Here is a 20,436-nt window from a genome sequence, read left to right as displayed (position 1 = left end):
AACTGATGGATGTGCTGCTCGCCAACCCGCGTGGTTTCTGTGCCGGTGTCGATCGTGCGATCGAGATCGTCAAGCGCGCGATCGAAACGCTGGGCGCGCCCATCTACGTCCGCCATGAAGTGGTGCACAACCGCTTCGTGGTCGACGACCTGAAGCAGCGCGGCGCGATCTTCGTCGAGGAACTGGACGAAGTGCCGGACAACAACACGGTGATCTTCAGCGCCCATGGCGTTTCGCAGGCGGTGCGCCAGGAAGCCGAGCGCCGTGGCCTGAAGGTGTTCGATGCCACCTGTCCGCTGGTGACCAAGGTCCACTTCGAAGTCGCCCGCCACTGCCGTGCCGGCCGTGACGTGGTGCTGATCGGCCACGCCGGCCACCCGGAAGTGGAAGGCACCATGGGCCAGTGGAACCGCGAGGCCGGCACCGGCCAGATCTATCTGGTCGAGGATGTGGAGCAGGTCGCCACGCTGCAGATCAACCAGCCGGAAAACTTCGCCTACACCACCCAGACCACGCTGTCGGTGGATGACACGCGCGGCATCATCGATGCGCTGCGCGAGCGCTTCCCGGCGATGCAGGGCCCGAAGAACGACGACATCTGTTACGCCACGCAGAACCGCCAGGACGCTGTGCGCGACCTGGCCAAGCGCTGCGACCTGGTGCTGGTGGTCGGTTCGCCGAACAGCTCCAATTCCAACCGCCTGAGTGAGCTGGCCCGCCGTGAGGGCGTCGAGTCGTACCTGATCGACGGCGCGCACGAGATCGACCCGGCGTGGGTGGCAGGCAAGCAGCACATCGGCGTCACCGCAGGCGCCTCGGCGCCGCAGGTGCTGGTCGATGGCGTGCTCGCGCGCCTGGCCGAGCTGGGCGCGACCGGCGTCGGCGAGCTGGATGGCGAGCCGGAATCGATGGTGTTCGCGCTGCCGAAGGAACTGCGCCTGCGCCTGGTCGACTGACCGGGCCTGACTCTGGTGGGTGCGAACCTTGGTTCGCACTGCTTCTGGATGCACTCCATCCACGCATGGCGTGGATCTGCTGCTCACGGCCTTGTTGCCGGGTTTGCCGCTTCTGGCGGCGTTCGCGCGGGCCATGACCTTTGGCCATGGGGCCACGCATCCCACAGGCCTAGCATCGGGAAATTCTCCGCTGTTGGACGCTGCCCGATGAAAACCCGAGCCTTGGCCATGTCGTTGCTGTTCGCGCTGGCCGCCACGCCTGCATTGGCGCTGGCGCAGGCCGCGCCGCCGACCAATGCCGCAGCGCCCGGCCTGCTGCGCATCGACGTGGATGCGCGTGACCTGGCCCGCCGCATCTTCAAGGTCACCGCCACCGTGCCGGCCAAACCCGGCCCGATGACCCTGCTGTATCCGCAGTGGATTCCCGGCAACCATTCGCCCACCGGCCCGATCGACAAGCTGGCCGGGCTGCGCGTCACCGCCAACGGCAAGCCGCTGGCCTGGCAGCGCGATCAGTTCAATGTCTATGCGTTCAAGGTGGACGTGCCCGAAGGCGTGAGCGAGATCGTCGCCCACTTCGACTTCCTGTCCTCGCAGGGCGGCAGCCAGGGCCGGGTGGTGATGACCCCGGAAATGCTCAACCTGCAGTGGAACGCCAATTCGCTGTATCCGGCGGGCGTCGATGCGCGCCAGCTGCAGGCGCAGGCCAGCGTGACCCTGCCCAAGGGCTGGTCGTTCGCCACCGCGCTGGAAACCGCGCGCCGTGACGGTGACACCGTGGTGTTCAAGCCGATTTCCTATGACCACCTGGTCGATTCGCCGTTGTTCGCCGGCGAGCACTACCAGCGCATCGACCTCGACCCGGGCGCGAAGGTGCCGGTGCACCTCAACGTGTTCGCCGACGACGCCAAGTCGCTGAAGCCGACGGACGCACAGATCAAGCTCCACCGTGCGCTGGTGCAGCAGGCCGACAAGCTCTATGGCGCGCGCCACTACAACCACTATGAATTCCTGCTGGCGCTGACTGACCGCCTCGGTGGCATCGGCCTGGAGCATCATCGCTCCAGCGAGAACAGCGCCGAGCCGGGTTACTTCACCGAGTGGGACAAGAGCGCGTGGATGCGCGACCTGCTGCCGCACGAGTACACCCACTCGTGGAACGGCAAGTACCGCCGCGGTGCCGACCTGGCCACCGCCAGCTTCAACGTTCCCATGGGCGACAGCCTGCTGTGGGTGTACGAGGGCCAGACCCAGTTCTGGGGCCAGGTATTGGCCGCGCGTTCCGGATTGTGGTCGGTCGAGCAGGCGCGCGACATGCTGGCCAATGTGGCCGCCACTTATGACCGTGGCCGCCCGGGCCTGGCTTGGCGGCCCTTGCAGGACACCACCAACGACCCGACCATCGCCCAGCGTCGCACGTTGCCGTACCGCAACTACCAGATGAGCGAGGACTACTATTCCGGCGGCCAGATGTTGTGGCTGGAAGTGGAAGGCAAGCTGCGCGAACTGAGCGGCAACCGCCGCAGCCTGGACGACTTTGCGCGCGCCTTCTTCGGTGTTGGCAATGGGGACTGGGACGTCAATCCGTACACCTTCGATGACGTGGTCGCGACCTTGAACGGCATCGCGCCGTACGACTGGGCGACGTTCCTGCGTGGCCGCCTGGACGGACATGGGCCGCTGACCGGCGGCCTGGCGCTGGCCGGTTGGAAGCTGGTCTATCGCGATACCCCGAACGCCGCCTACAAGGCACAGGAAAAGCGCGCCAAGGGCGCATTGCTGGCCTACTCGCTCGGGGCGACCGTGCTCGACAGCGGCACGGTGGGTGACGTGATCTGGGACAGCCCGGCGTTCAACGCCGGGTTGGCGCCCGGCATGAAGGTGATCGCGGTCGGCGGCCGCGAGTACAGCAGCCAACGGCTGAAGGACGCCGTGGCTGACGCGGCCAGAGACAAGGCGCCGATCGTGCTGCTGGTCAAGCAGTTCGACCGCATCGATACGATGAACATCGACTACCACGGTGGCCTGCAGTACCCGGTGCTTGAGCGCATCGCCGGCACGCCTGATCGCCTGGCCGAGCTGTGGAAGGCGCGATGAAAGCGCCCGCCCGCGGCGGCATGATCCTGCTGGTGGCGATCCTGGCCATCATCGGCGCGTTCCTGCACGGTGATGGACGCTGGCTGCACTGGCTGGCGAAGCCGGCCACGACGCTGCTGATCGCCGGCATCGCATGGCAGGTGCACACTCCTGCGCAGCCGTTCTACCGGCGCGCGGTGCTGGCCGGCATGCTGCTGTCGTGCGTGGGCGACATCGCGCTGATGCTGCCGGTGGATGCGTTCGTGCCTGGCCTGGTGGCATTCCTGCTGGCCCACCTCTGCTACATCGCCGCGTTCCGCGATGGACTGCGCGGCGGGCGTGGTCTGGTGGCTGCCAGCGTGCTGCTGGGAGCGTTTGCCGCACTCAATGTGCTGGGCCTGTGGCCGCACCTGCCGGCGCCGATGCGCATCCCGGTGCTGGCGTACGTGGTGGTGCTGGCCTCGATGGCGGTGCTGGCCCTCGCACGGCAGTGGCGCCGCCCGCAGCCCGATGCCGTGGAAGCAAGCAGTGCACGCTGGGCCGCCGCAGGTGCGCTGCTGTTCGTAGCCAGCGATTCACTGCTGGCCTGGGACCGCTTCGCCGGTGGCCTGCCGCTGGCCAGCCTGCTGGTGCTGTCCACCTACTACGCCGCGCAATACGCCATCGCCCGCTCGGTGAAGTAGCAAAAAGGGGACGGAGGGGATTAAGTCGTATTCGGCATCGTGGCAGAAACGACTTAATCCCCTCCGTCCCCTTTTCCGGTGCTGCGCTCAGCGGAACTGCAGGGTCAGCAGAAAGTAGCGGCCCAGTGGATCGTCCAGCCCGGGCATCTGCCCACCATTGCCGACCAGGTAGTTCACCGGTTGTGTGTCGAGCACGTTGTGCACGTCCAGCGCGGCAACGATGCGCGGGCCAAGGCGGCGTGCCAGGTGCAGGTTCCAGCGCAGCTGGCGGGGGTTCATGCAGTGGTTCTGTTCAACCTGATCCTGCGGGCACTCGGCACCGGGCAGCCAGGCGCGGGTGCGACCGACCTGGTTGCCGCGCAGGGCGATGTCCCAGTGGCTGTTCTGCCACTGTACGTTCAGCACCGCCGCCATCTCTGGCGTCACATGGCCGCGCAGATCGATCGCGGGTTCGTGGTCGACCTGGCGGCGCAGCTCCTGCTGTTTCAGTGCATCCAGCGAGAACAGCCATTGGCCGTTGCTGCCGGTGTCGATGCGGTACTCGCCGCGCAGCACCCAGTTGCGCGAGGTGGTGCGGCCGATGTTGTCGAAGGACAGGCGCAGGCTGCGCAGCCTGCCTTGTTCGTCCAGCTGCCAGGTATCGCGGTTCCAGACCGCATCGTTGGGCTGCAGTGCGAGGATCTCGTTGCGCAGCTCGACGATGTTGTGGGTCAGCGACAGCGAGAACGCATCATTCGGGGACCAGGTCGCGGCCAGTGAATGGCTGCGCGAGCTCTCCGCTTTCAGCATGGTGTTTTCTTCCACGTCTGCGGTCACCCTGCAGCGTCCATCCGCGGCGCTCTGCGCACACGGCGGCAGCGCATCCGAAGCGGGCAGGGTGAGGGTGCCGAACTGGCCGGGCGGGCGCCGTTGCTCGAACAGGCTGGGGGCACGGTAGCCGCGCCCGCTGGCCAGCAGGAATGACCACTGCGGCGACGGCGTCCAGCGCAGGCCGGCCCGTGGCGAGAGTGCCGTGTAGTCACCGTCACGGTCCCAACGTGCGGCCAGGTCCATGCGAAGCGCAGGCGCCAGCGGCAGGCCGAGTTCGGCGTAGGCGCCACCACTCTGCCGCGACAGCCTGCGCTGCTGCTGCGGCAGTCCCAGCGCCAGGTCACCCTGGCTCAGCAGCGCATCGGGGTGCGAGGTCCAGCGCTCATGGCGCAGGTCGATGCCGGTGGCCAGCTGCGCATTGCCTCCCGGCAACGGCATGAGTTCGCGCTGCATGCCCCACCAGCCCTGCCATTGTTCGGTGAGGCCACGGTTGCGGATCATCGGGAACCAGGACGCCGTTTCGTCGCTGGGCAGCATGTCGAATCCCGGCAGGAACCGGAGCGACTGCGCGGCCTCGATCAACGGGGTGGCACGCACGGTGCCCGGCGTGGACAGGCTGACATCGCTGCGCTGTGCGCTGAGCCCTGCATCCCAGCTGCGCCGGCCCTGGTCACGGCCAATGCCGAAGGTGACGTCGGCGTCGGTGGCGCGCACGTGTGGGCGCACGTTGCCGGCTTCGCGCAGCACGGTGTTGAAGGTGATTCCATACAGGGCAAGGGAAACCGCGGTGGGGCCGAGGTCGAAGCGCTGGCGGTTGTGGCTGGCGCGCGCTTCGGCATAGGTGTAGCGCCCTTCGCCACGTTCATGCCGATAGCGCAGGTAGGCCGACGCGGTATCCGAAGCGGGCTGCAGCGAGCGTGGGCGCGCACTGTCGAACCAGCAGGCGCCATCGCGCCGCTTCAACGGTCCTTCGCAGCGCCGTGCAGGCCAGTAGCGGCCAGCACCGAAGGCACCGATCAGGTATTGCGAGGTCTCCGCATGCCAGTCGCGGCGGTCGCCGGCCAGGTGGTCGACACGGTGCAGGTCGACGCCGGCGAACCAGCGATCGCCGTTGCCGCGCAGGCCGCCGGTGGCCGCCTGCAGGCGATACTGCGCGGCGTCGCCCCGGCTGCTCAGGCCGGTCTGCAGCATGGCTTCGGGCCCATCGGCCTGGTCACGCAGGATGATGTTGACCACGCCGGACATGGCGTCAGCGCCGTAGATCGCCGAGGCACCGCCACGCACCAGCTCGATGCGTTCGACGAAGCTGAGCGGAATGCCGCCCAGGTCGGTGAGCCCTCCCTGCTCCAGCGACACCATCGGGTAGCGCGGCAGGCGCCGGCCATTGACCAGGAACAGGGTGGCGCGCGGCCCCATGCCATCGAGGCTGGTGGTGGCCGCAGCACCGACCGGCAGGTACTGCGAGTCACCGCTGCGCGCGCTGCTCATCGCCGGCAGGCCATTCATGCCGGGCAGGTGCCGCAGCAGGTCGAACAGGCTGCCGTAGCCACTGCGCAGGATGTCGGCGCGATCGATCGTGGTAACCGGCAGCGTGGTCTGCACCGAGGTGCGTGGCAGGCGGCTGCCGGTGACGTGGATCGGTGCCAGTTCCACCTGCGGCGGCGGCCGGGGGGCATCGTGGCGGGGAGCCACCACGGCCTTTGGCGTGGGGGCTGTGGCAATCGGGGCCGCACCGACGCGGCGCACCACGAAGCCACCCGAAGGCGTGCGCAGGATCGTCACCGGCATGCCGGCAACCAGTTGTTTCAGGGCGGTGGCGGGATCGGTCCGGGTGTTCGCGCCGTCGGTATGCAGTCCTGCCAGCTCACGGGCGTCGAACAGCAGCGCGATGCCGCTTTGCCGGGCCCACTGCTGCAGCGCCGACGGCAATGGGCCGGCATCGATGCGGTAGGCATGCGTGGCCGCCGATTCGCTGGCAGTGGCCGCGGGCAATGCAGTGGCCAACAGCACCAGGCACAGCAGGGGGCGGAGCAGCCCCCACTGCAGCGCGCCCGGTCCTGCCATCACTGCAGGCCCCCTCAGTACGTGCGGCGCAGTTCCAGCGCGCCATCCGGGCGCGTCTGGCCAGCGACGGACCAGCCCAGTTCCAGCGCGGACAGCAACTCCTGTGCGTCGCCTGCGCGGAACGTGCCACTGACCGCCAGGTTGCTGATCTCCGGATCGGCAATCACCAGCGGTGTGCGGCCATAGCGGTTCATCCGTTCGACCACGATCGACAGCGGCGTGGCGTCGAATACCAGCTGGCCTTGCAGCCAGCCCTCGGCGGCCGCCGTGGACGACAGTGCCGGGCCCGGCTGGATGCGCCCGGAGGGCAGCACCTGCAGCTGCTGGCCGGGTGCCAGGGTGTGCTGGGCCGCACCGTTGCTCACTTCCACCGCGCCTTCCAGCAGCGCGACTTCCACCAGGCCATCGCGCAGGCGTTCAACCTGGAAGGTCGTGCCGATATCGCGGATGGTGCTGCTGCCGGCGCGCAGCTGCAGCGCCTTGTTCGACGGCGCGACCTGCAACTGCAGGCGCCCGCGTTCAAGGTCCAGCTCGCGATGGCGCCAGCCGAAACGGGCGTGCAGCGTGGTGCCCGCGTCGAGCGTGGCCACGCTGCCGTCGGCCAGGGTCAGCTGCTGCGTTTCATGGCTGTCATTGGCATAGCGCTGCGGCGTGGGGTTGCCGTCCACGGCCAGCATCCAGCCCATGCCGATGGCCAGGCAGATGCCGGCGGCGGCCGCGAATGCCGGCAACCAGCGGCGGCGCGGCGGTCGCGCCGCACGGGCCGCAGCGGTACGCAGCCAGGGGTCTGCCGCCAGCCCCTGGCCCTGCTGGAACAGGTTCTCGGCCTGCACCCACGCTTTTACATGGGCCGGGTTTTCGGCCAGCCAGTCCTCGAACGTTTCGCGTTCGGCCGGCGTGCAGTCCGGCGCTTCCAGCCGCGCCACCCAGGCGCTGGCGCGTTCAAACAGCGAGGCGTCTTCCGTGTGCCGGTAGCTGTTCATTCCACATCCCTGTCGTTGTGCAGCGGATCCGGTCCCAACTCCTGGCGCAGGCCCTGCAGGGCACGGGCGATATGTTTTTCCACGGTCTTGGCAGTAATTCCACAGTGCCGCGCGATCTGCGTATAGCTCATGCCGGTGATCCGGTTGAGCAGGTACACCTCGCGCGCGCGCTCGGGCAGTTTGAAAAGGGCCTGCCGAAGCAGGGACAGCATCTGCCCGGACTCGGCCTGGCGCAATGGATCGGGCGACTGGCTGGTGGGCAGGTCGCTGCCATCATGCTCGGCCAACGGCAGGTGTGGTCGCGACTGCGCAGAGCGGCCGCGATCCGCCAGGCGGTTGCGGGCGATACGATACAGCAGCAGGCGCAGCTCGTCGGCGCCGTGTGCACGATAGCGGATCAGCCGCTCCATGCAGTCCTGCGCGATGTCCTCTGCATCCTCCGGCCCGACGCCCCGCGTGCGCAGGAACGCACACAACGGTGCGCGTTCTTCGCGTACGAACGCGATGAAGGCATCCGCTGGCACCGGCGGCTCCGGCGCGTGGTGGATCAGGGGGGACGGAGCGGACAGGGCTGGCCTCGGCAGACATTGGCGGATGCGTCATCGAGTTTTACGCGACGATGACCGGATGGGGAAGAGTGTGCGGCACCCCATTCTCATTGTGAATGCATTCATCATTGCGCAGCGGGTCGGCTGGGGGAGTTCGCGCCGCTCTGACGTTTGACCCCTTACCCGCGTGTTGCGGGTGGAGAGAGAACGTATGAAGCATTCGAAGTTGAGCCTGGCCCTGGCCGGGCTGATCGGCGTCGGCGCCCTCGCGGCGGCTGATGACGTCATGGCAATGAGTTATCACGTGCAGGGCGACCGCATCTTCCTCAGTGGCGGGGTGACCTACGCCGACGTGGTGTCGTTGCCGGCGTTGCTGGCCAAGGCGCAGGCCGAGGGCCGGCCGATCCGCGAAGTGGTGCTGCGCACCTCCAACGGCGGCGCGCTGATTGCCGGCGAGTGGCTGCAGGGCGTGATCCGCACCGCCGGCCTGAACACCATCGTGTCCGGCCACTGCATTTCGTCGTGCTCGATCATGCAGTCCGGTGGCGTCGAGCGCTATCTGGCCGGCGACCTGCCGATCATCGATTCGGTGCAGATCCACGCGGCCAGCAATGGCGGCAAGGTGATCTATACGCCGTCGCCGCGCATGACCCAGATCTACACCGGCAATTACGGCGGCGGCATGGATGCGGGCCTGCTGCACAAGGCCATGTACGAGGTCGTGCAGCCCAATGGCCTGCTGGTGTTCCGCGACCCGGCGCGCACCACCGGCGCCTCGGTCACCTTCGACCCGGATGGCAGCGGCAGCAAGCTGGAGTCGTTCCCGGGCCAGGACATCCATAGCAACAACATCATCACCGCGAACGGCTATCGCGATCCTGGCGACACGTTGAACGTGAGCGCGAACGTGAGCGGCGACATCAACCCCGGCTACCTGCGCACCGGGCGCCAGCTGCAGACCTTCGTCGACGACGATTTCGCGCGCTGGAACACCGACTGGCAGTCAAGCTACATCAACCTGGCGCAGAGCATCTACAACGCTTCAAGCCGTGGCCCGCAGGGCATCGGCCCGGATTCGGTGCAGGACTACCTCAACGATCCGGGCATCCAGGCGCTGCTGCTGTCCAAGCTGCGCCTGGCCGACCTGGACGTATCCACGCTCGACAACGCCATGGGCGTGATCCGCGTGAGCAACGGTGCCACCTGGCGCACCGCCGCCACCACCGGCGCCGACTTCATGCTGGTCGACAACGGCACCATCGCACTGGAAGGCGGCGCGATGCGGGCGTCGGAAGTGCGCGTGCTGGGCGCGGGCATGCTGGTCGGCCATGGCGACGTGGCCGGCACCGCGATGGATCTTGATGCACTGGGCAGCGGTTCCGGCCCCTCCTGGCGCGAGGACGGCTTCAACCGCCTGCGCGTGTTTGGCACGCTGATGCCGCGCGGCGGTGACCTGGTCACCCACGGCTACGTCAACATCATGCCGGGCGGCAAGCTATTGTTCGACGTCACCGAGAACGGCGGCGCCGCCACGGGCCGACTGCGCGTGGGCACGTTCTTCGATGACGAACCGACCGACGGTGCGCTGGTGATCTCCAAGGGCGCCTTCCTCGAATTGAATGTGGCGCAGGGCTATTACGGCCAGGACTTCCGCCGTGACCTGGTGCAGGGCCCGATCTACCAGGGCGGCTTCGAAGACGTCGTGCGCCTGGGCGATACCGGTTACAGCGCCAGCATCACCGCGGGCGATGTGTTCCGCCCGCGCCACAACTCGCTGCTGAGTTTCAACGTGAAGCAGACCGCCGATGGCCTGTGGCTGACGGCCAACCCTGGCTTCGATCAGCTGGGCCTGTTCACCAACACCACCTCCGGCGACGGGCTGGGCCGCGCGCTGGCGACCGCTTCCGCCCGCCAGGACGGCAACCTGAAGTCACTGCTGGGCGCGCTGCAGTTCGCCGACCGTGATGTGATCGCGCAGCAGGCTGGTGCCCTGCGTGGTGATGCGCACGCCAGCCTGCGGCTGGCCGACAACGCGCTGGTCGGCAGCATCGGCAACGTGGTGCAGCAGCACCAGGCCGCGATGCGCAGTGGTGGTGATGCCGATGGCCTGGCCTCGCAGGCGGCGCAGTCGGTGTCGGCACAGCCGGGCATGCGCCACGGCAGCCTGTTCAACCAGCTGGCGATGCATCTGGTTGAGCCGGCCGCTGGCGGTGCGGGTAACAGCAGCGACACTGGGCGCAGCCGTGGCCTGTGGGCGCGCGGCTTCGCCAGCCATGGCCGCATCGATGCGGAGGGCGGCGTGGCCGGCCTCAGCCACAACATCGGTGGCATCGTGGTCGGTGCCGATACCCGCGTGGCCGATGACCGCGTCACCTTGGGCGTCAGCGTGGCGGCAGCTGACATGTCGACCAAGGGCCGCGACGGCTCCGACTTCAGCGGTGACGTGCGCGCGCTGGATGTGGGCGGCTATCTGGACGCGACCTATTCGCGCGGCTACCTGTCGGCGGCGGTGCGCTATACCGACCTGCGCCACGACACCCGCCGCAGCGTCAGCGGCATCGACGGCCTGCAGCAGCCGCTGCGCGCCAAGTACAACAACGATGCAATCTCCGCACGGGTCGAGCACGCGTTCTCGTTCACCACCGGAAAGGGGTTGGTGATCCAGCCGTTGCTGCCGGTGGTGGATTACGCACGCACTTCGGCCACGCGCTTCAATGAAGGGCAGGGCGCGGGTGCACTGGTTGGCCGCAGCGGCAGCCTGGAAAGCATCCGCGTCGGCGCCGGCCTGCAGCTGTTCAAGACCTTCGAAGGCAACAACGGCGAGCGCATCACCCCGCGCGCCCGCGTGGTCTGGCAGAAGGAACTGGGCGATTCGCAGGCCCGCTACAGCACCGGCTTCGCCGCCGCCCCGGACCTGGTGTTCGGCGCCAGCAGCCAGGCCGTGGGCGAGCAGGTGCTGGCCTGGAACCTGGGCGTGACCAGCCGCGCCAGCGAACGCCTGTCGATCATGGCCGACTACGTGGGCGAGCGCCGCGACGGGCAGATCCAGAACGGCGTGATGCTGGGCCTGGGCTATCGGTTCTAAGCAAGTGGCAGGGGCACCGGTGATGCCTGCATCGCCGGTGCCATCCCCACAGGCGCGTGGCTGCGGTATGGTCGGCAGGGCATTCCACCCAGGTCCTTCCATGCAGATCGCCGTCTTCAGCGCCCGCCCCTACGACCGTCGCTTCCTGGAGGAAGCCAACCAGCGTGATGCGGACGGGCAGGGCTATGCGTTCCTCTACTTCGATGCCGCGCTGGACGTGCATACCGCCGCGCTGGCACAGGACTGCGCCGCCGTCTGCGTGTTCGTCAATGACCGGCTTGATGCGCCGGTACTGCACGCGCTGCATGCCTTGGGTGTGCGTGCGGTGCTGTTGCGCTGCGCAGGCTTCAACAATGTCGATCTGGCTGCGGCGAAGGCACTGGGCCTGTTCGTCGCGCGCGTACCCGCCTATTCGCCCGAAGCCGTGGCCGAGCACGCGCTGGCGCTGGTGATGACGCTCAACCGGCAGACCCACCGCGCCTACAACCGGGTGCGCGAAGGCAACTTCATGCTCGATGGCCTGCTTGGCCGCACCCTGCATGGCCGCACCGTCGGCATCGTCGGTACCGGCAAGATCGGGCTGGCCACCGCGCGCATCTTCAAGGGCATGGGCTGTACCGTGCTGGGGCACGACCCGTATCCGTCGGCGGCCTTTGCCGGGGTGGGAGACATGGTGGCGTTGGACGAACTGCTGGCGCGTGCCGACATCGTCTCGCTGCATTGCCCGCTGACACCCGACACCCAGCACCTGATCAACGACGCCTCGCTGGCGCGGATGAAGCCCGGCGCGATGCTGGTCAACACCTCGCGCGGCGCACTGGTGGACACCCACGCGGTGATCCGCGCGCTGAAGTCGCGCCGGCTCGGCCATCTGGCCATCGACGTCTACGAACAGGAAAGCGCGCTGTTCTTCCAGGACCTGTCCGGCGAGATCATTGATGACGAGGCCTTCCAGCGCCTGATGACCTTCCCGAACGTGCTGGTGACCGGCCACCAGGGATTCTTCACCGTGGAGGCGTTGCAGGAGATCTCGGCGATCACGCTGGGCAACCTGGCCGACTTCGCCGCCGGACGGCCCTGCGCCAACCGGGTGGAGGCGGGCTGAGCCGGGTGGATTGACCGCCGGGGCGCCCAGCCCGTAAAATCGCGGGCTCCGCCGGAATAGCTCAGTTGGTAGAGCGGCGCATTCGTAATGCGTAGGTCGCAGGTTCGACTCCTGTTTCCGGCACCAGCTGTAATGAAAAGCCCCGGCCTTGGTCGGGGCTTTTTGTTTGTGGCGGGTCGGTACCTGTTGATTGGTAAGGGATTTGCTGCCGGACGGATTGCTTGCTCGGCGTCACTGCTGCTGGTTGGGGATGGATCGCGTCCGCGCGGGAGGCGGCCGCTCCATCAACAGGGTGGCTTCAGGGGGACTTAGCTGGAGAAGACAGTTCGCTGTACAGCTGTTATTCGTGAGATGCGGGATGCTGCTGGGCCAAAGGCTGATGAGCGCGACGCTCTTGGAGTTCCGATAGATGACTCACGAGCAAGGCCGCCGTCTTTAAGCTCCGTTCGAATACACCCCTCTGGCAGGATCATACCGGCTACACTCTCACGAGTGTCGATACAGGGGAATGGAATGCCTTCGAAGATCATCATTGAAAACCTGCGCCATATCAAACGTCTAGAGTTTGAAATCCCGAATCAGGGACTGTGGCTGCTCACTGGTGCAAATGGCACGGGGAAGACTTCGCTGCTCGGGTGCATCAGGCGTATCGGATTTAGTAACTCCTTTCCTCTCCATTTCCCTGCCTCGAAAAAATCCGATCGATTGGATTCCTACGAGGGAGCGACAATTTCTTACAAAACGCCAGGCGGAGACGTTTCATACACGTACAGAACTGAGCGGTGGGTTCCTACGCCGAAGAAAAACAGCAAAGTTCTATCGCTCTTGCCGTACCCGAACGTGCTTTACATCGCGGCGAATGCAGATCGAATCGAGCCGAGTCAGGAAGATTTCTCGCCTAGAAGAGTGCGCGCGGCCCCGCAAGAAATAATTGATGCGGCTAACAGGATATTCTGCACGAACAAGTTCGACGCCCTGAAGACAATCAATGTGCGCCGAGGAGTGGGGAGTCAGGCATTCTTGATTGAGCTTCCGGACGTGGAGGGGAAGAAGCAGTACTTCTCAGAAAAGAACCTTAGCTTGGGGGAGCTGTGTATCATTAAGCTGCTACGTATGCTGCAGGATTGCCCTGACAACTCCCTCTTGTTGATAGACGAGCTTGAGCTTGCGCTTCATCCTACAGCGCAGGCAGAGTTGCTTAGCCATCTGGGTGAGATTGCTGGCAGCAAGTCTTTGACCGTCATTGTGTCTACACATTCTTCCACGTTGATCAAGCAAGCCTCACGTGACAGCATACTGTTTCTTCAGGAGGCAGAAGACGGTGTTGTCCAATGTACGAAAGGCTGCTTCCCTTCATACGTACTGGGTGCGCTCGCCTATCGTGAAGAGGCCGCGTCCGACGTTCTGATGTACGTTGAAGATGAGTCTGCGCGGATTGTTGCAGAACGACTCGCTTATCACGCGATCACGCATTTTTATGCGGACGGGGCTCTTTCACCGAGTGTGAGCGCAGTCCCGGTAGGAGGGTTCGCAAACGTTCTCAGATTCTTCGTGCGTCAAGCCCCGCTCCTCCCAGCAATCACGCGGGCCTATGCCGTCCTCGATGCAGATGCTGAGCAATCTATAGCGGACGCCACGGTTCCTGAGATCGTAGATATTGCAGCGCGGCAAGCTGCGAAGATCTCATATCTTCCATTCACTCCGGAAGTGGGACTTGTCGCTTACATGAATGCCAACCGGGCAGACGTTCAAGTGGCATTGAGGCAACACTTTATGCTCAATACTCTAAGCTTGCGCGTCGGAGACGTCCCTGCTGTCCCTCAAGGAGCAGTAAGGCCTCGGAAAGAGAGTAAGGCCATTGTTGATCGTGTTTGCAAGGTGCTAGCCGATCAGCTTGCGAACGCAACATCGTTCGATGTCAGAACCATTCTGCTCAAGTTGTTGGCTGATCATACTTACAGGAACTCAAGAGCGGCGGTTCTTCAGCAGTTCGGTCCCATTCTTCGCGGAGGTAGTCGTCATGCGGACGATCCGCATCCAGACATCCCCTCGCATCCTGTCCTAAGTTGGCTATATCGCCACTTATGGACAGGTTGCCTGATGTCATCCGCCATTACCAAACGCATTGTTCTCACAGCTGAGCCCCGAGATCGCCCCTACGAGCTCAGAGGCGCTCAGGTTCACGGCCTGATCTTTCGTGTGCAGCCCTCAGGTCACAAAGCTTGGATCGTGACCTGGGCGCACGGTAAGCGTCGTACCTTGGGTTCGGTCGAGCATCTGTCACTTGATCAGGCCCGCGACCAAGCCCGGCAAGCGGTCGCTTAGTACATTCAGTCCGGATTGCCGGCGCTCGCAAAGTCCAAGCCCACCGGTTGCACGCTTGAAACACTGCTCAATGACCACTTCGAACGTTGGGCGATAGCCGAGCTCAAGGGTGGTCGTCAGTACCCGGACCGCATCCAGTCAGTATTCCCGTGGCTGCTACGCCGTCAGATTATTGAGATTGACGTTCCGACAATGGAGCGATGGTGGCGCGGGCGTGTCACTGGCCCTGGCGTCGTCACCAAGGCTACCGCAGCGCGCGACGTTGCTTGCCTGCGGTCTGCCTTGTCGCGGGCTGTGGAGTGGAAGCTGATCGAGACTAGCCCCCTCATGGGCATGCGTCAGCCATCGGCAGCTAGCCGCAAGGTGGTTTGGTTCCTGCCCCTGACGAAAAAGTGGTGCTCAGGGCTGTGCTGGCAGCGCGATCTAGCCGTCAAGGCACGACACGAACGTCACCGTGCAGCCAACTGCCTGTCGCTTTTTGCACACGCAATCGGGCAATTGCAGGGAGTTCCTCCAGCACGGCTCACTGCCCATCCACTCGGCCAGACTGCCTCATACAACTATTGGTAAGCGAGAAACGTCACGCGCCTCTCTCGCTACTGCGCTTTCTACGACACTACATGTCGCCACCGCCTAAGCATCAGCGCACTCGCGTCTTCTCATGTCGCCCCCGCCATCTACTGCGCATGCAACAATTCGTAGCGCTCCTTCGATGCATCCGAGCCTTTCGGATTTTTCTCATTGAATCGAAGGTGCAGGCGTAAACAACATGGCGCGCCACCGAAAAAGGGTGGCAGGGCATCCAAACCCGAGACAGATGTTACTTACGCTTGCCAGTCGGCACCGTCCTGAAGCGGTGCCGGCTGGCAATCCGTCGGCCTTTATGGCGGGCGGTGCGTGGGGATCTTCGGATCCGCCGGTCAATGGTAACTATCTGTCCCGGTTTGGAACCCGCACCGTCCGCCACCCCGCTTCCGCGCGGTGGCAGTGTTAAGTACAGCCACGGAAGCCGACGTCATGACCACTCGCAAGATTCCGCCATTCCCCGTCGATGAGCCCACCAACGACGACGACAACCCCGCCTTTGACCTCAGCACCTTCCAGGGCTGCCTCAAGCGCATCCGCGATGGCGAAGGGTCCGATGGCATGCTGTGGCCGGAAGAGAACCTGTCAGACGGCCGCCGTCAGTCCCTGGCCAGGATCGACCGCGCGGCGGTGGGCATGCTGACGGCGGTGGAGATGCTGCATGCGGCCAGTCGCTGCGAATCCATGGCCACGCCCGACCGGCATCTGGATGAGGGCGTCGTCGAGGGGCTGTTCTTCGCATGCCGCGAACTGGCTGAACTGGTGTGCAGGGAAGTACGGCCGTCCTGACCTTCCGCGCATGGCTGAACACGTTCAGTAGGCTTTGCCGGTCCGGTGGCTTTGGCGTGGCCGGGCCCGATGCTACGCTGCGTGCCCGTGCGGCTGGACAGCCCGCGCGCACGCGGTGCGACAACGTGTCGCAGCCAGATCGGCGCCTTTCCTGCGCTCGATCATTGTCAATGCCTTTCTTAAATGGTGGGTGACGGCCTAAAATTGTAGGGCTGACTCGACCCCACCTCCCTGCCTGTCCCCGGACCGGTGGGACCGGCTTTGGCCGGAACAGGCAGGACGGGGAACGGCATTCCCTCGCAATTGGATCGACCGATGATTCCGTTGAAAACCCTTGGGCGCTGGTTGCGCCCGGGCCTGCTGCTGTCGTTGCTGGTGATGCTCACCGGCTGCGATGCCGTGGCCATCCTCAGTCCGAAGGGCCAGATCGGCCAGGATGAGAAGACCCTGCTGATCACGGCCACCGTGCTCATGCTGCTGGTCGTCATCCCGGTCATCATCATGACCCTGACCTTCGCGTGGAAGTATCGCGCCTCCAACACCAAGGCCCGTTACGAGCCGAAGTGGTCCCACTCGACGGCGATCGAGGTGGTGGTGTGGTCCATTCCGTGCATGATCGTGCTGGTGCTGGCGGTCCTGACCTGGCGTTCGTCGCACGCGCTTGACCCGTACAAGCCGCTGGAATCGGACGTCAAGCCGGTCACCATCGAGGCGATCTCGCTGGACTGGAAGTGGCTGTTCATCTATCCGGAAGAGAAGGTGGCGGTCGTCAACGAAATCAAGTTCCCGGTCAACACGCCGCTGAACTTCAAGATCACGTCCGACACGGTGATGAATGCGTTCTTCATCCCGCACCTCGGCAGCATGATCTACTCGATGGCTGCGATGGAGACCAAGCTCCATCTGATCGCCAACGAGACCGGTGAATTCCCGGGCATGTCCTCGCACTACAGCGGCGCGGGCTTCGCCAAGATGCACTTCACAGCCTACTCGGTCACCGATGCCGAATACCGCCAGTGGCTGGACCAGGTACGTGCCGGCGAGCAGACCCTGGACAAGGCCTCGTTCAAGGCCCTGGGTGAAGCACGCAACGCCGAGTGGTACCCGGTCACCTACTTCGGCAAGACCGAAGAAGGCCTGTTCAACTGGGTCATCGCCAAGCACATGGGCGACAACAAGCACTACGGCATGAAGCACGAACACGCCGGTGCCGCCGCTGCCGATGCCGCCAGCCATGAAGCGCACGAGGGCCACGCCCCCAGTGACGCGCATGATTCCAAGGAATCGGGTGAAAACCTGGATGCCAACGAACACGAACACGCAGGCCATGCCGGCCACGCGGGTTCGGGAGAATGAACATGTTGGGAAAACTCTCTATTGAGTCGATCCCCCACGATCCGATCGTGCTGACCACCTTGGTCGGCGCGGTGCTGGGTGGCCTGGGCGTGATGGCCCTGATCACCAAGTTCAAGCTGTGGGGCTATCTGTGGAAGGAGTGGTTCACCTCGGTGGACCACAAGAAGATCGGCGTGATGTACCTCATCGTCGCCTTCGTCATGCTGCTGCGTGGCTTCTCCGACGCCATCATGATGCGTACCCAGCAGGCGCTCGCCGTCGGCGGGTCCGAGGGCTACCTGCCGCCGCACCACTACGACCAGATCTTCACCGCCCACGGCGTGATCATGATCTTCTTCGTGGCGATGCCGCTGATCACCGGCCTGATGAACCTGGCCGTGCCGCTGCAGATCGGTGCGCGCGACGTCGCGTTCCCGTTCGTCAACTCGCTCAGCTTCTGGCTGTTCGTGTCCGGCGCGGTGCTGATCATGCTGTCGCTGTGGATCGGTGAGTTCGCTGCCACCGGCTGGCTGGCGTTCCCGCCGTTGTCGGGCATCGAATACAGTCCAAGCGTCGGCATGGACTACTACATCTGGGGCCTACAGGTCGCAGGCCTGGGTACCACGCTGAGCGGTATCAACTTCTTCATCACCATCCTGAAGATGCGTACCCCCAGCATGAAGCTGATGCAGATGCCGGTGTTCACCTGGACTGCCCTGGTGACCAACGTGCTGATCGTCGCTGCCTTCCCGGTGCTGACCATCACCCTGGTGCTGCTGACCCTGGACCGTTACCTGGGTACGCACTTCTTCACCAATGACGGTGGCGGCAACGCCATGCTGTACATCAACCTGATCTGGATCTGGGGCCACCCGGAGGTGTACATCCTGGTCCTGCCGGCGTTCGGTGTGTTCTCCGAAGTCATCGCGACCTTCTCGCGCAAGGCGCTGTTCGGCTACAAGGGCATGGTCTACGCCACCGCCTGCATCGGCGTGCTGTCGTTCATCGTGTGGCTGCACCACTTCTTCACCATGGGCTCGGGTGCCAACGTCAATGCCTTCTTCGGCATCACGACGATGATCATCTCGATCCCGACCGGCGTGAAGATCTTCAACTGGCTGTTCACCATGTTCCGCGGTCGCGTGCAGTTCACCACGCCCGTGCTGTGGACCATCGGCTTCATGGTCACCTTCACCATCGGCGGCATGACCGGCGTGATGCTGGCGATCCCGGCCATCGACTTCGTGCTGCACAACAGCCTGTTCCTGATCGCCCACTTCCACAACGTCATCATCGGCGGCGTGGTGTTCGGCATGTTCGCCGGCATCACCTACTGGTGGCCGAAGATGTTCGGCTTCCGCCTCAATGAGTTCTGGGGCAAGTGCGCGTTCTGGTGCTGGTTCATCGGCTTCTACGTGACCTTCATGCCGATGTACGTGCTGGGCTTCATGGGCATGACCCGTCGTCTGCAGAGCACCGTCAACCCGGCCTACGAGCCGCTGCTGCTGGTGGCCGCTGCAGGTGCCTTCATCGTCGGCGCCGGCATCCTGTGCCAGATCATCCAGGTGGCCGTGTCGATCCGCGACCGCAAGAAGACCGCCGACCTGACCGGCGACCCGTGGGACGCCCGTACGCTGGAGTGGGAAACCTCTTCGCCGCCGGCCTTCTACAACTTCGGCACGCTGCCGGAAGTCACCGAGCTGGACGATTTCTGGGAGCGCAAGCAGCGTGGTGAAGCCTGGCCGAAGCCGGCCAAGTACACCGACATCCACATGCCGCGCAACACCGGCACGGGCGTGGTCATCGGTGCCTTCAGCCTGGTGTTCGGCTTCGCGATGATCTGGCACATCTGGTGGCTGGCCATCGTCGGCTTCGTCGGCATGATCGCCACGTTCATCTACCGCACCTTCGACCAGGACGTGGACTACTGGGTCCCGGCCGCCGAGGTGGAACGCATCGAGAACGAACACCGCAAGCACCTGGAAAACCAGGGCCTGGTGAAGTCGGAGCTGAAGGCATGAGCACCAATACCTCGACCCTGAGCCACGGGCACGCCGCGCATGCGGCGGCCCATGGCCATGACGACCACGAGCACCACGACACCGGCGGCAACACCGTCTTCGGTTTCTGGGTGTACCTGATGAGCGACTGCCTCATCTTCGCCTCGCTGTTTGCCACCTATGTGGTGCTGTCCGGCGGTACCGATGGCGGCCCCGGCGCGAAGGACCTGTTCGAGCTGCCGTTCGTGGCGTGGGAAACCGCGCTGCTGCTGACCTCGTCGCTGACCTTCGGCCTGGGCATGATCGCCATGCACCGCAAGCAGATGGGCCAGATGTACCTGTGGCTGGCCATCACCTGGCTGCTGGGCTTCGGCTTCATGTGCATGGAAGTGTGGGAATTCCAGCACCTGATCCACCAGGGCTACGGTCCGGACCGCAGTGCCTTCCTGTCGGCGTTCTTCGCCCTGGTCGGCACCCACGGCCTGCACGTCAGCGCCGGCCTGCTGTGGCTGCTGGTGATGTTCGTGCAGCTGAAGAAGTACGGCCTGACCCCGACCAACAAGACCCGCATGGCGTGCCTGAGCCTGTTCTGGCACTTCCTGGACCTGATCTGGATCGGCGTGTTCTCCGTCGTCTACCTCAATGGAGCGCTGTAATGGCACATGACAACCATGCACACGACCACGGCACCGGCGGCGAAAGCCATGGCACCGTGAAGTCGTACCTGATCGGCTTCGTGCTGGCGGTGGTACTGACCGTCATCCCGTTCTGGATGGTGATGTCGGGTGATTTCTCGCGCACCGTCAACGGTGTGGTCATCGCGATCACCGCGGTACTGCAGATGCTGGTCCACCTGGTGTTCTTCCTGCACCTGGACCGCTCTTCGGAAAGCCGCTGGAACGTCAACGCTGCGGCCTTCACCGTGGTGGTGATCGGCATCATCGTGGTCGGTACCCTGTGGGTCATGCACAACATGAACGTGCACATGATGCACTGACGTCCCCGCGACGTTGCCACGCAGAAAGGCCGCCCCAGGGCGGCCTTTCTGTTTTCCGTTGTCCCCGGTAGTGCCGGCCGCTGGCCGGCAATCGC

The 20,436-nt window shown here is 64.8% G+C and carries 14 protein-coding genes and 1 tRNA gene; 12 read left to right on the top strand and 3 right to left on the bottom strand.

The features are described 5' to 3' along the window. Nucleotides 1–5: 5 nt before the first annotated feature. The 3 genes from ispH (at nucleotide 6) to N5C18_RS01855 (ending at nucleotide 3,715) form a co-directional block, all read left to right on the top strand. Nucleotides 6–956 (top strand): 4-hydroxy-3-methylbut-2-enyl diphosphate reductase, encoded by a 951-nt coding sequence (gene ispH, locus N5C18_RS01865; protein WP_005408565.1) that lies wholly within the window; start codon nucleotides 6–8, stop codon nucleotides 954–956. A gap of 207 nt (nucleotides 957–1,163) precedes the next feature. After that, nucleotides 1,164–3,053, top strand: coding sequence for a peptidase M61 (locus N5C18_RS01860; RefSeq protein WP_279943684.1), 1,890 nt, complete (start codon nucleotides 1,164–1,166; stop codon nucleotides 3,051–3,053). Continuing rightward, the gene (locus N5C18_RS01855) at nucleotides 3,050–3,715 is read left to right on the top strand and encodes a lysoplasmalogenase (protein ID WP_279943682.1); all 666 of its coding nucleotides are present in this window, start codon (nucleotides 3,050–3,052) and stop codon (nucleotides 3,713–3,715) included. The genes N5C18_RS01860 and N5C18_RS01855 overlap by 4 nt, the downstream gene beginning before the upstream one ends. 87 nt (nucleotides 3,716–3,802) lie before the next feature. Here the strand turns inward: N5C18_RS01855 and N5C18_RS01850 are convergent, their stop codons facing one another. Genes N5C18_RS01850 through N5C18_RS01840 form a run of 3 tightly spaced genes read right to left on the bottom strand, consistent with a single transcriptional unit; the run spans nucleotide 3,803 to nucleotide 8,096 of the window. Beyond that, nucleotides 3,803–6,589 (bottom strand): TonB-dependent receptor, encoded by a 2,787-nt coding sequence (locus N5C18_RS01850; protein ID WP_279943680.1) that lies wholly within the window; start codon nucleotides 6,587–6,589, stop codon nucleotides 3,803–3,805. A gap of 14 nt (nucleotides 6,590–6,603) precedes the next feature. Further along, nucleotides 6,604–7,572 carry a FecR domain-containing protein gene (locus N5C18_RS01845; RefSeq protein ID WP_279943679.1) on the bottom strand — a complete coding sequence of 323 codons (969 nt, stop codon included), beginning with the start codon at nucleotides 7,570–7,572 and terminating at the stop codon, nucleotides 6,604–6,606. Beyond that, nucleotides 7,569–8,096, bottom strand: coding sequence for an RNA polymerase sigma factor (locus tag N5C18_RS01840; protein ID WP_080357329.1), 528 nt, complete (start codon nucleotides 8,094–8,096; stop codon nucleotides 7,569–7,571). The genes N5C18_RS01845 and N5C18_RS01840 overlap by 4 nt, the downstream gene beginning before the upstream one ends. Nucleotides 8,097–8,331: 235 nt before the next feature. On the opposite strand from N5C18_RS01840, the gene N5C18_RS01835 reads away from it, so the two are divergent. From N5C18_RS01835 to cyoD, 9 genes are all read left to right on the top strand, one after another. After that, nucleotides 8,332–11,205: an autotransporter outer membrane beta-barrel domain-containing protein gene (locus N5C18_RS01835; protein ID WP_279943678.1), complete on the top strand. Its 2,874-nt coding sequence runs from the start codon at nucleotides 8,332–8,334 to the stop codon at nucleotides 11,203–11,205. A gap of 100 nt (nucleotides 11,206–11,305) precedes the next feature. Next, the gene (locus N5C18_RS01830; RefSeq protein ID WP_279943676.1) at nucleotides 11,306–12,310 is read left to right on the top strand and encodes a 2-hydroxyacid dehydrogenase; all 1,005 of its coding nucleotides are present in this window, start codon (nucleotides 11,306–11,308) and stop codon (nucleotides 12,308–12,310) included. A 50-nt stretch (nucleotides 12,311–12,360) separates the two neighbouring features. Further along, a tRNA-Thr gene (locus N5C18_RS01825) sits at nucleotides 12,361–12,436 on the top strand. Nucleotides 12,437–12,823: 387 nt separating this feature from the next. Next, on the top strand, nucleotides 12,824–14,635 hold the full coding sequence (locus N5C18_RS01820) for an AAA family ATPase (protein WP_279943674.1): 1,812 nt from the start codon (nucleotides 12,824–12,826) through the stop codon (nucleotides 14,633–14,635). Between the two features lie 1,017 nt (nucleotides 14,636–15,652). After that, nucleotides 15,653–16,009, top strand: a complete 357-nt coding sequence (locus N5C18_RS01815) for a hypothetical protein (protein WP_008267900.1) — start codon at nucleotides 15,653–15,655, stop codon at nucleotides 16,007–16,009. A 315-nt stretch (nucleotides 16,010–16,324) separates the two neighbouring features. After that, a complete protein-coding gene (cyoA, locus tag N5C18_RS01810; protein WP_008267587.1) occupies nucleotides 16,325–17,365 on the top strand; it encodes a ubiquinol oxidase subunit II in 1,041 nt (346 codons plus the stop codon). 2 nt (nucleotides 17,366–17,367) lie between these two features. Beyond that, entirely contained in the window at nucleotides 17,368–19,365 is a 1,998-nt protein-coding gene (gene cyoB, locus N5C18_RS01805; RefSeq protein ID WP_040008505.1) for a cytochrome o ubiquinol oxidase subunit I, read from the top strand. Further along, the gene (gene cyoC, locus N5C18_RS01800) at nucleotides 19,362–20,000 is read left to right on the top strand and encodes a cytochrome o ubiquinol oxidase subunit III (RefSeq protein WP_006425005.1); all 639 of its coding nucleotides are present in this window, start codon (nucleotides 19,362–19,364) and stop codon (nucleotides 19,998–20,000) included. The genes cyoB and cyoC overlap by 4 nt, the downstream gene beginning before the upstream one ends. After that, on the top strand, nucleotides 20,000–20,341 hold the full coding sequence (gene cyoD / locus N5C18_RS01795; RefSeq protein WP_005408584.1) for a cytochrome o ubiquinol oxidase subunit IV: 342 nt from the start codon (nucleotides 20,000–20,002) through the stop codon (nucleotides 20,339–20,341). The genes cyoC and cyoD overlap by 1 nt, the downstream gene beginning before the upstream one ends. Nucleotides 20,342–20,436: the final 95 nt, after the last annotated feature.

The organism is Stenotrophomonas sp. GD03930 (genome assembly GCF_029839665.1).
Lineage (GTDB): Bacteria > Pseudomonadota > Gammaproteobacteria > Xanthomonadales > Xanthomonadaceae > Stenotrophomonas > Stenotrophomonas forensis.
Note: the sequence above shows the minus strand (reverse complement) of the source record. Positions and strands in the feature narration are given on the sequence as shown.

What these genes read in the sequence shown, in the direction of transcription:
- cyoB (WP_040008505.1), top strand. Translation starts at nt 17,368, where the DNA reads ATGTTGGGAAAACTCTCTATTGAGTCGATCCCCCACGATCCGATCGTG.
- cyoC (WP_006425005.1), top strand. Translation starts at nt 19,362, where the DNA reads ATGAGCACCAATACCTCGACCCTGAGCCACGGGCACGCCGCGCATGCG.
- cyoD (WP_005408584.1), top strand. Translation starts at nt 20,000, where the DNA reads ATGGCACATGACAACCATGCACACGACCACGGCACCGGCGGCGAAAGC.
- N5C18_RS01835 (WP_279943678.1), top strand. Translation starts at nt 8,332, where the DNA reads ATGAAGCATTCGAAGTTGAGCCTGGCCCTGGCCGGGCTGATCGGCGTC.
- ispH (WP_005408565.1), top strand. Translation starts at nt 6, where the DNA reads ATGGATGTGCTGCTCGCCAACCCGCGTGGTTTCTGTGCCGGTGTCGAT.
- cyoA (WP_008267587.1), top strand. Translation starts at nt 16,325, where the DNA reads ATGATTCCGTTGAAAACCCTTGGGCGCTGGTTGCGCCCGGGCCTGCTG.
- N5C18_RS01820 (WP_279943674.1), top strand. Translation starts at nt 12,824, where the DNA reads ATGCCTTCGAAGATCATCATTGAAAACCTGCGCCATATCAAACGTCTA.
- N5C18_RS01855 (WP_279943682.1), top strand. Translation starts at nt 3,050, where the DNA reads ATGAAAGCGCCCGCCCGCGGCGGCATGATCCTGCTGGTGGCGATCCTG.
- N5C18_RS01845 (WP_279943679.1), bottom strand. Translation starts at nt 7,572, where the DNA reads ATGAACAGCTACCGGCACACGGAAGACGCCTCGCTGTTTGAACGCGCC.
- N5C18_RS01830 (WP_279943676.1), top strand. Translation starts at nt 11,306, where the DNA reads ATGCAGATCGCCGTCTTCAGCGCCCGCCCCTACGACCGTCGCTTCCTG.
- N5C18_RS01860 (WP_279943684.1), top strand. Translation starts at nt 1,164, where the DNA reads ATGAAAACCCGAGCCTTGGCCATGTCGTTGCTGTTCGCGCTGGCCGCC.
- N5C18_RS01815 (WP_008267900.1), top strand. Translation starts at nt 15,653, where the DNA reads ATGACCACTCGCAAGATTCCGCCATTCCCCGTCGATGAGCCCACCAAC.
- N5C18_RS01850 (WP_279943680.1), bottom strand. Translation starts at nt 6,589, where the DNA reads ATGGCAGGACCGGGCGCGCTGCAGTGGGGGCTGCTCCGCCCCCTGCTG.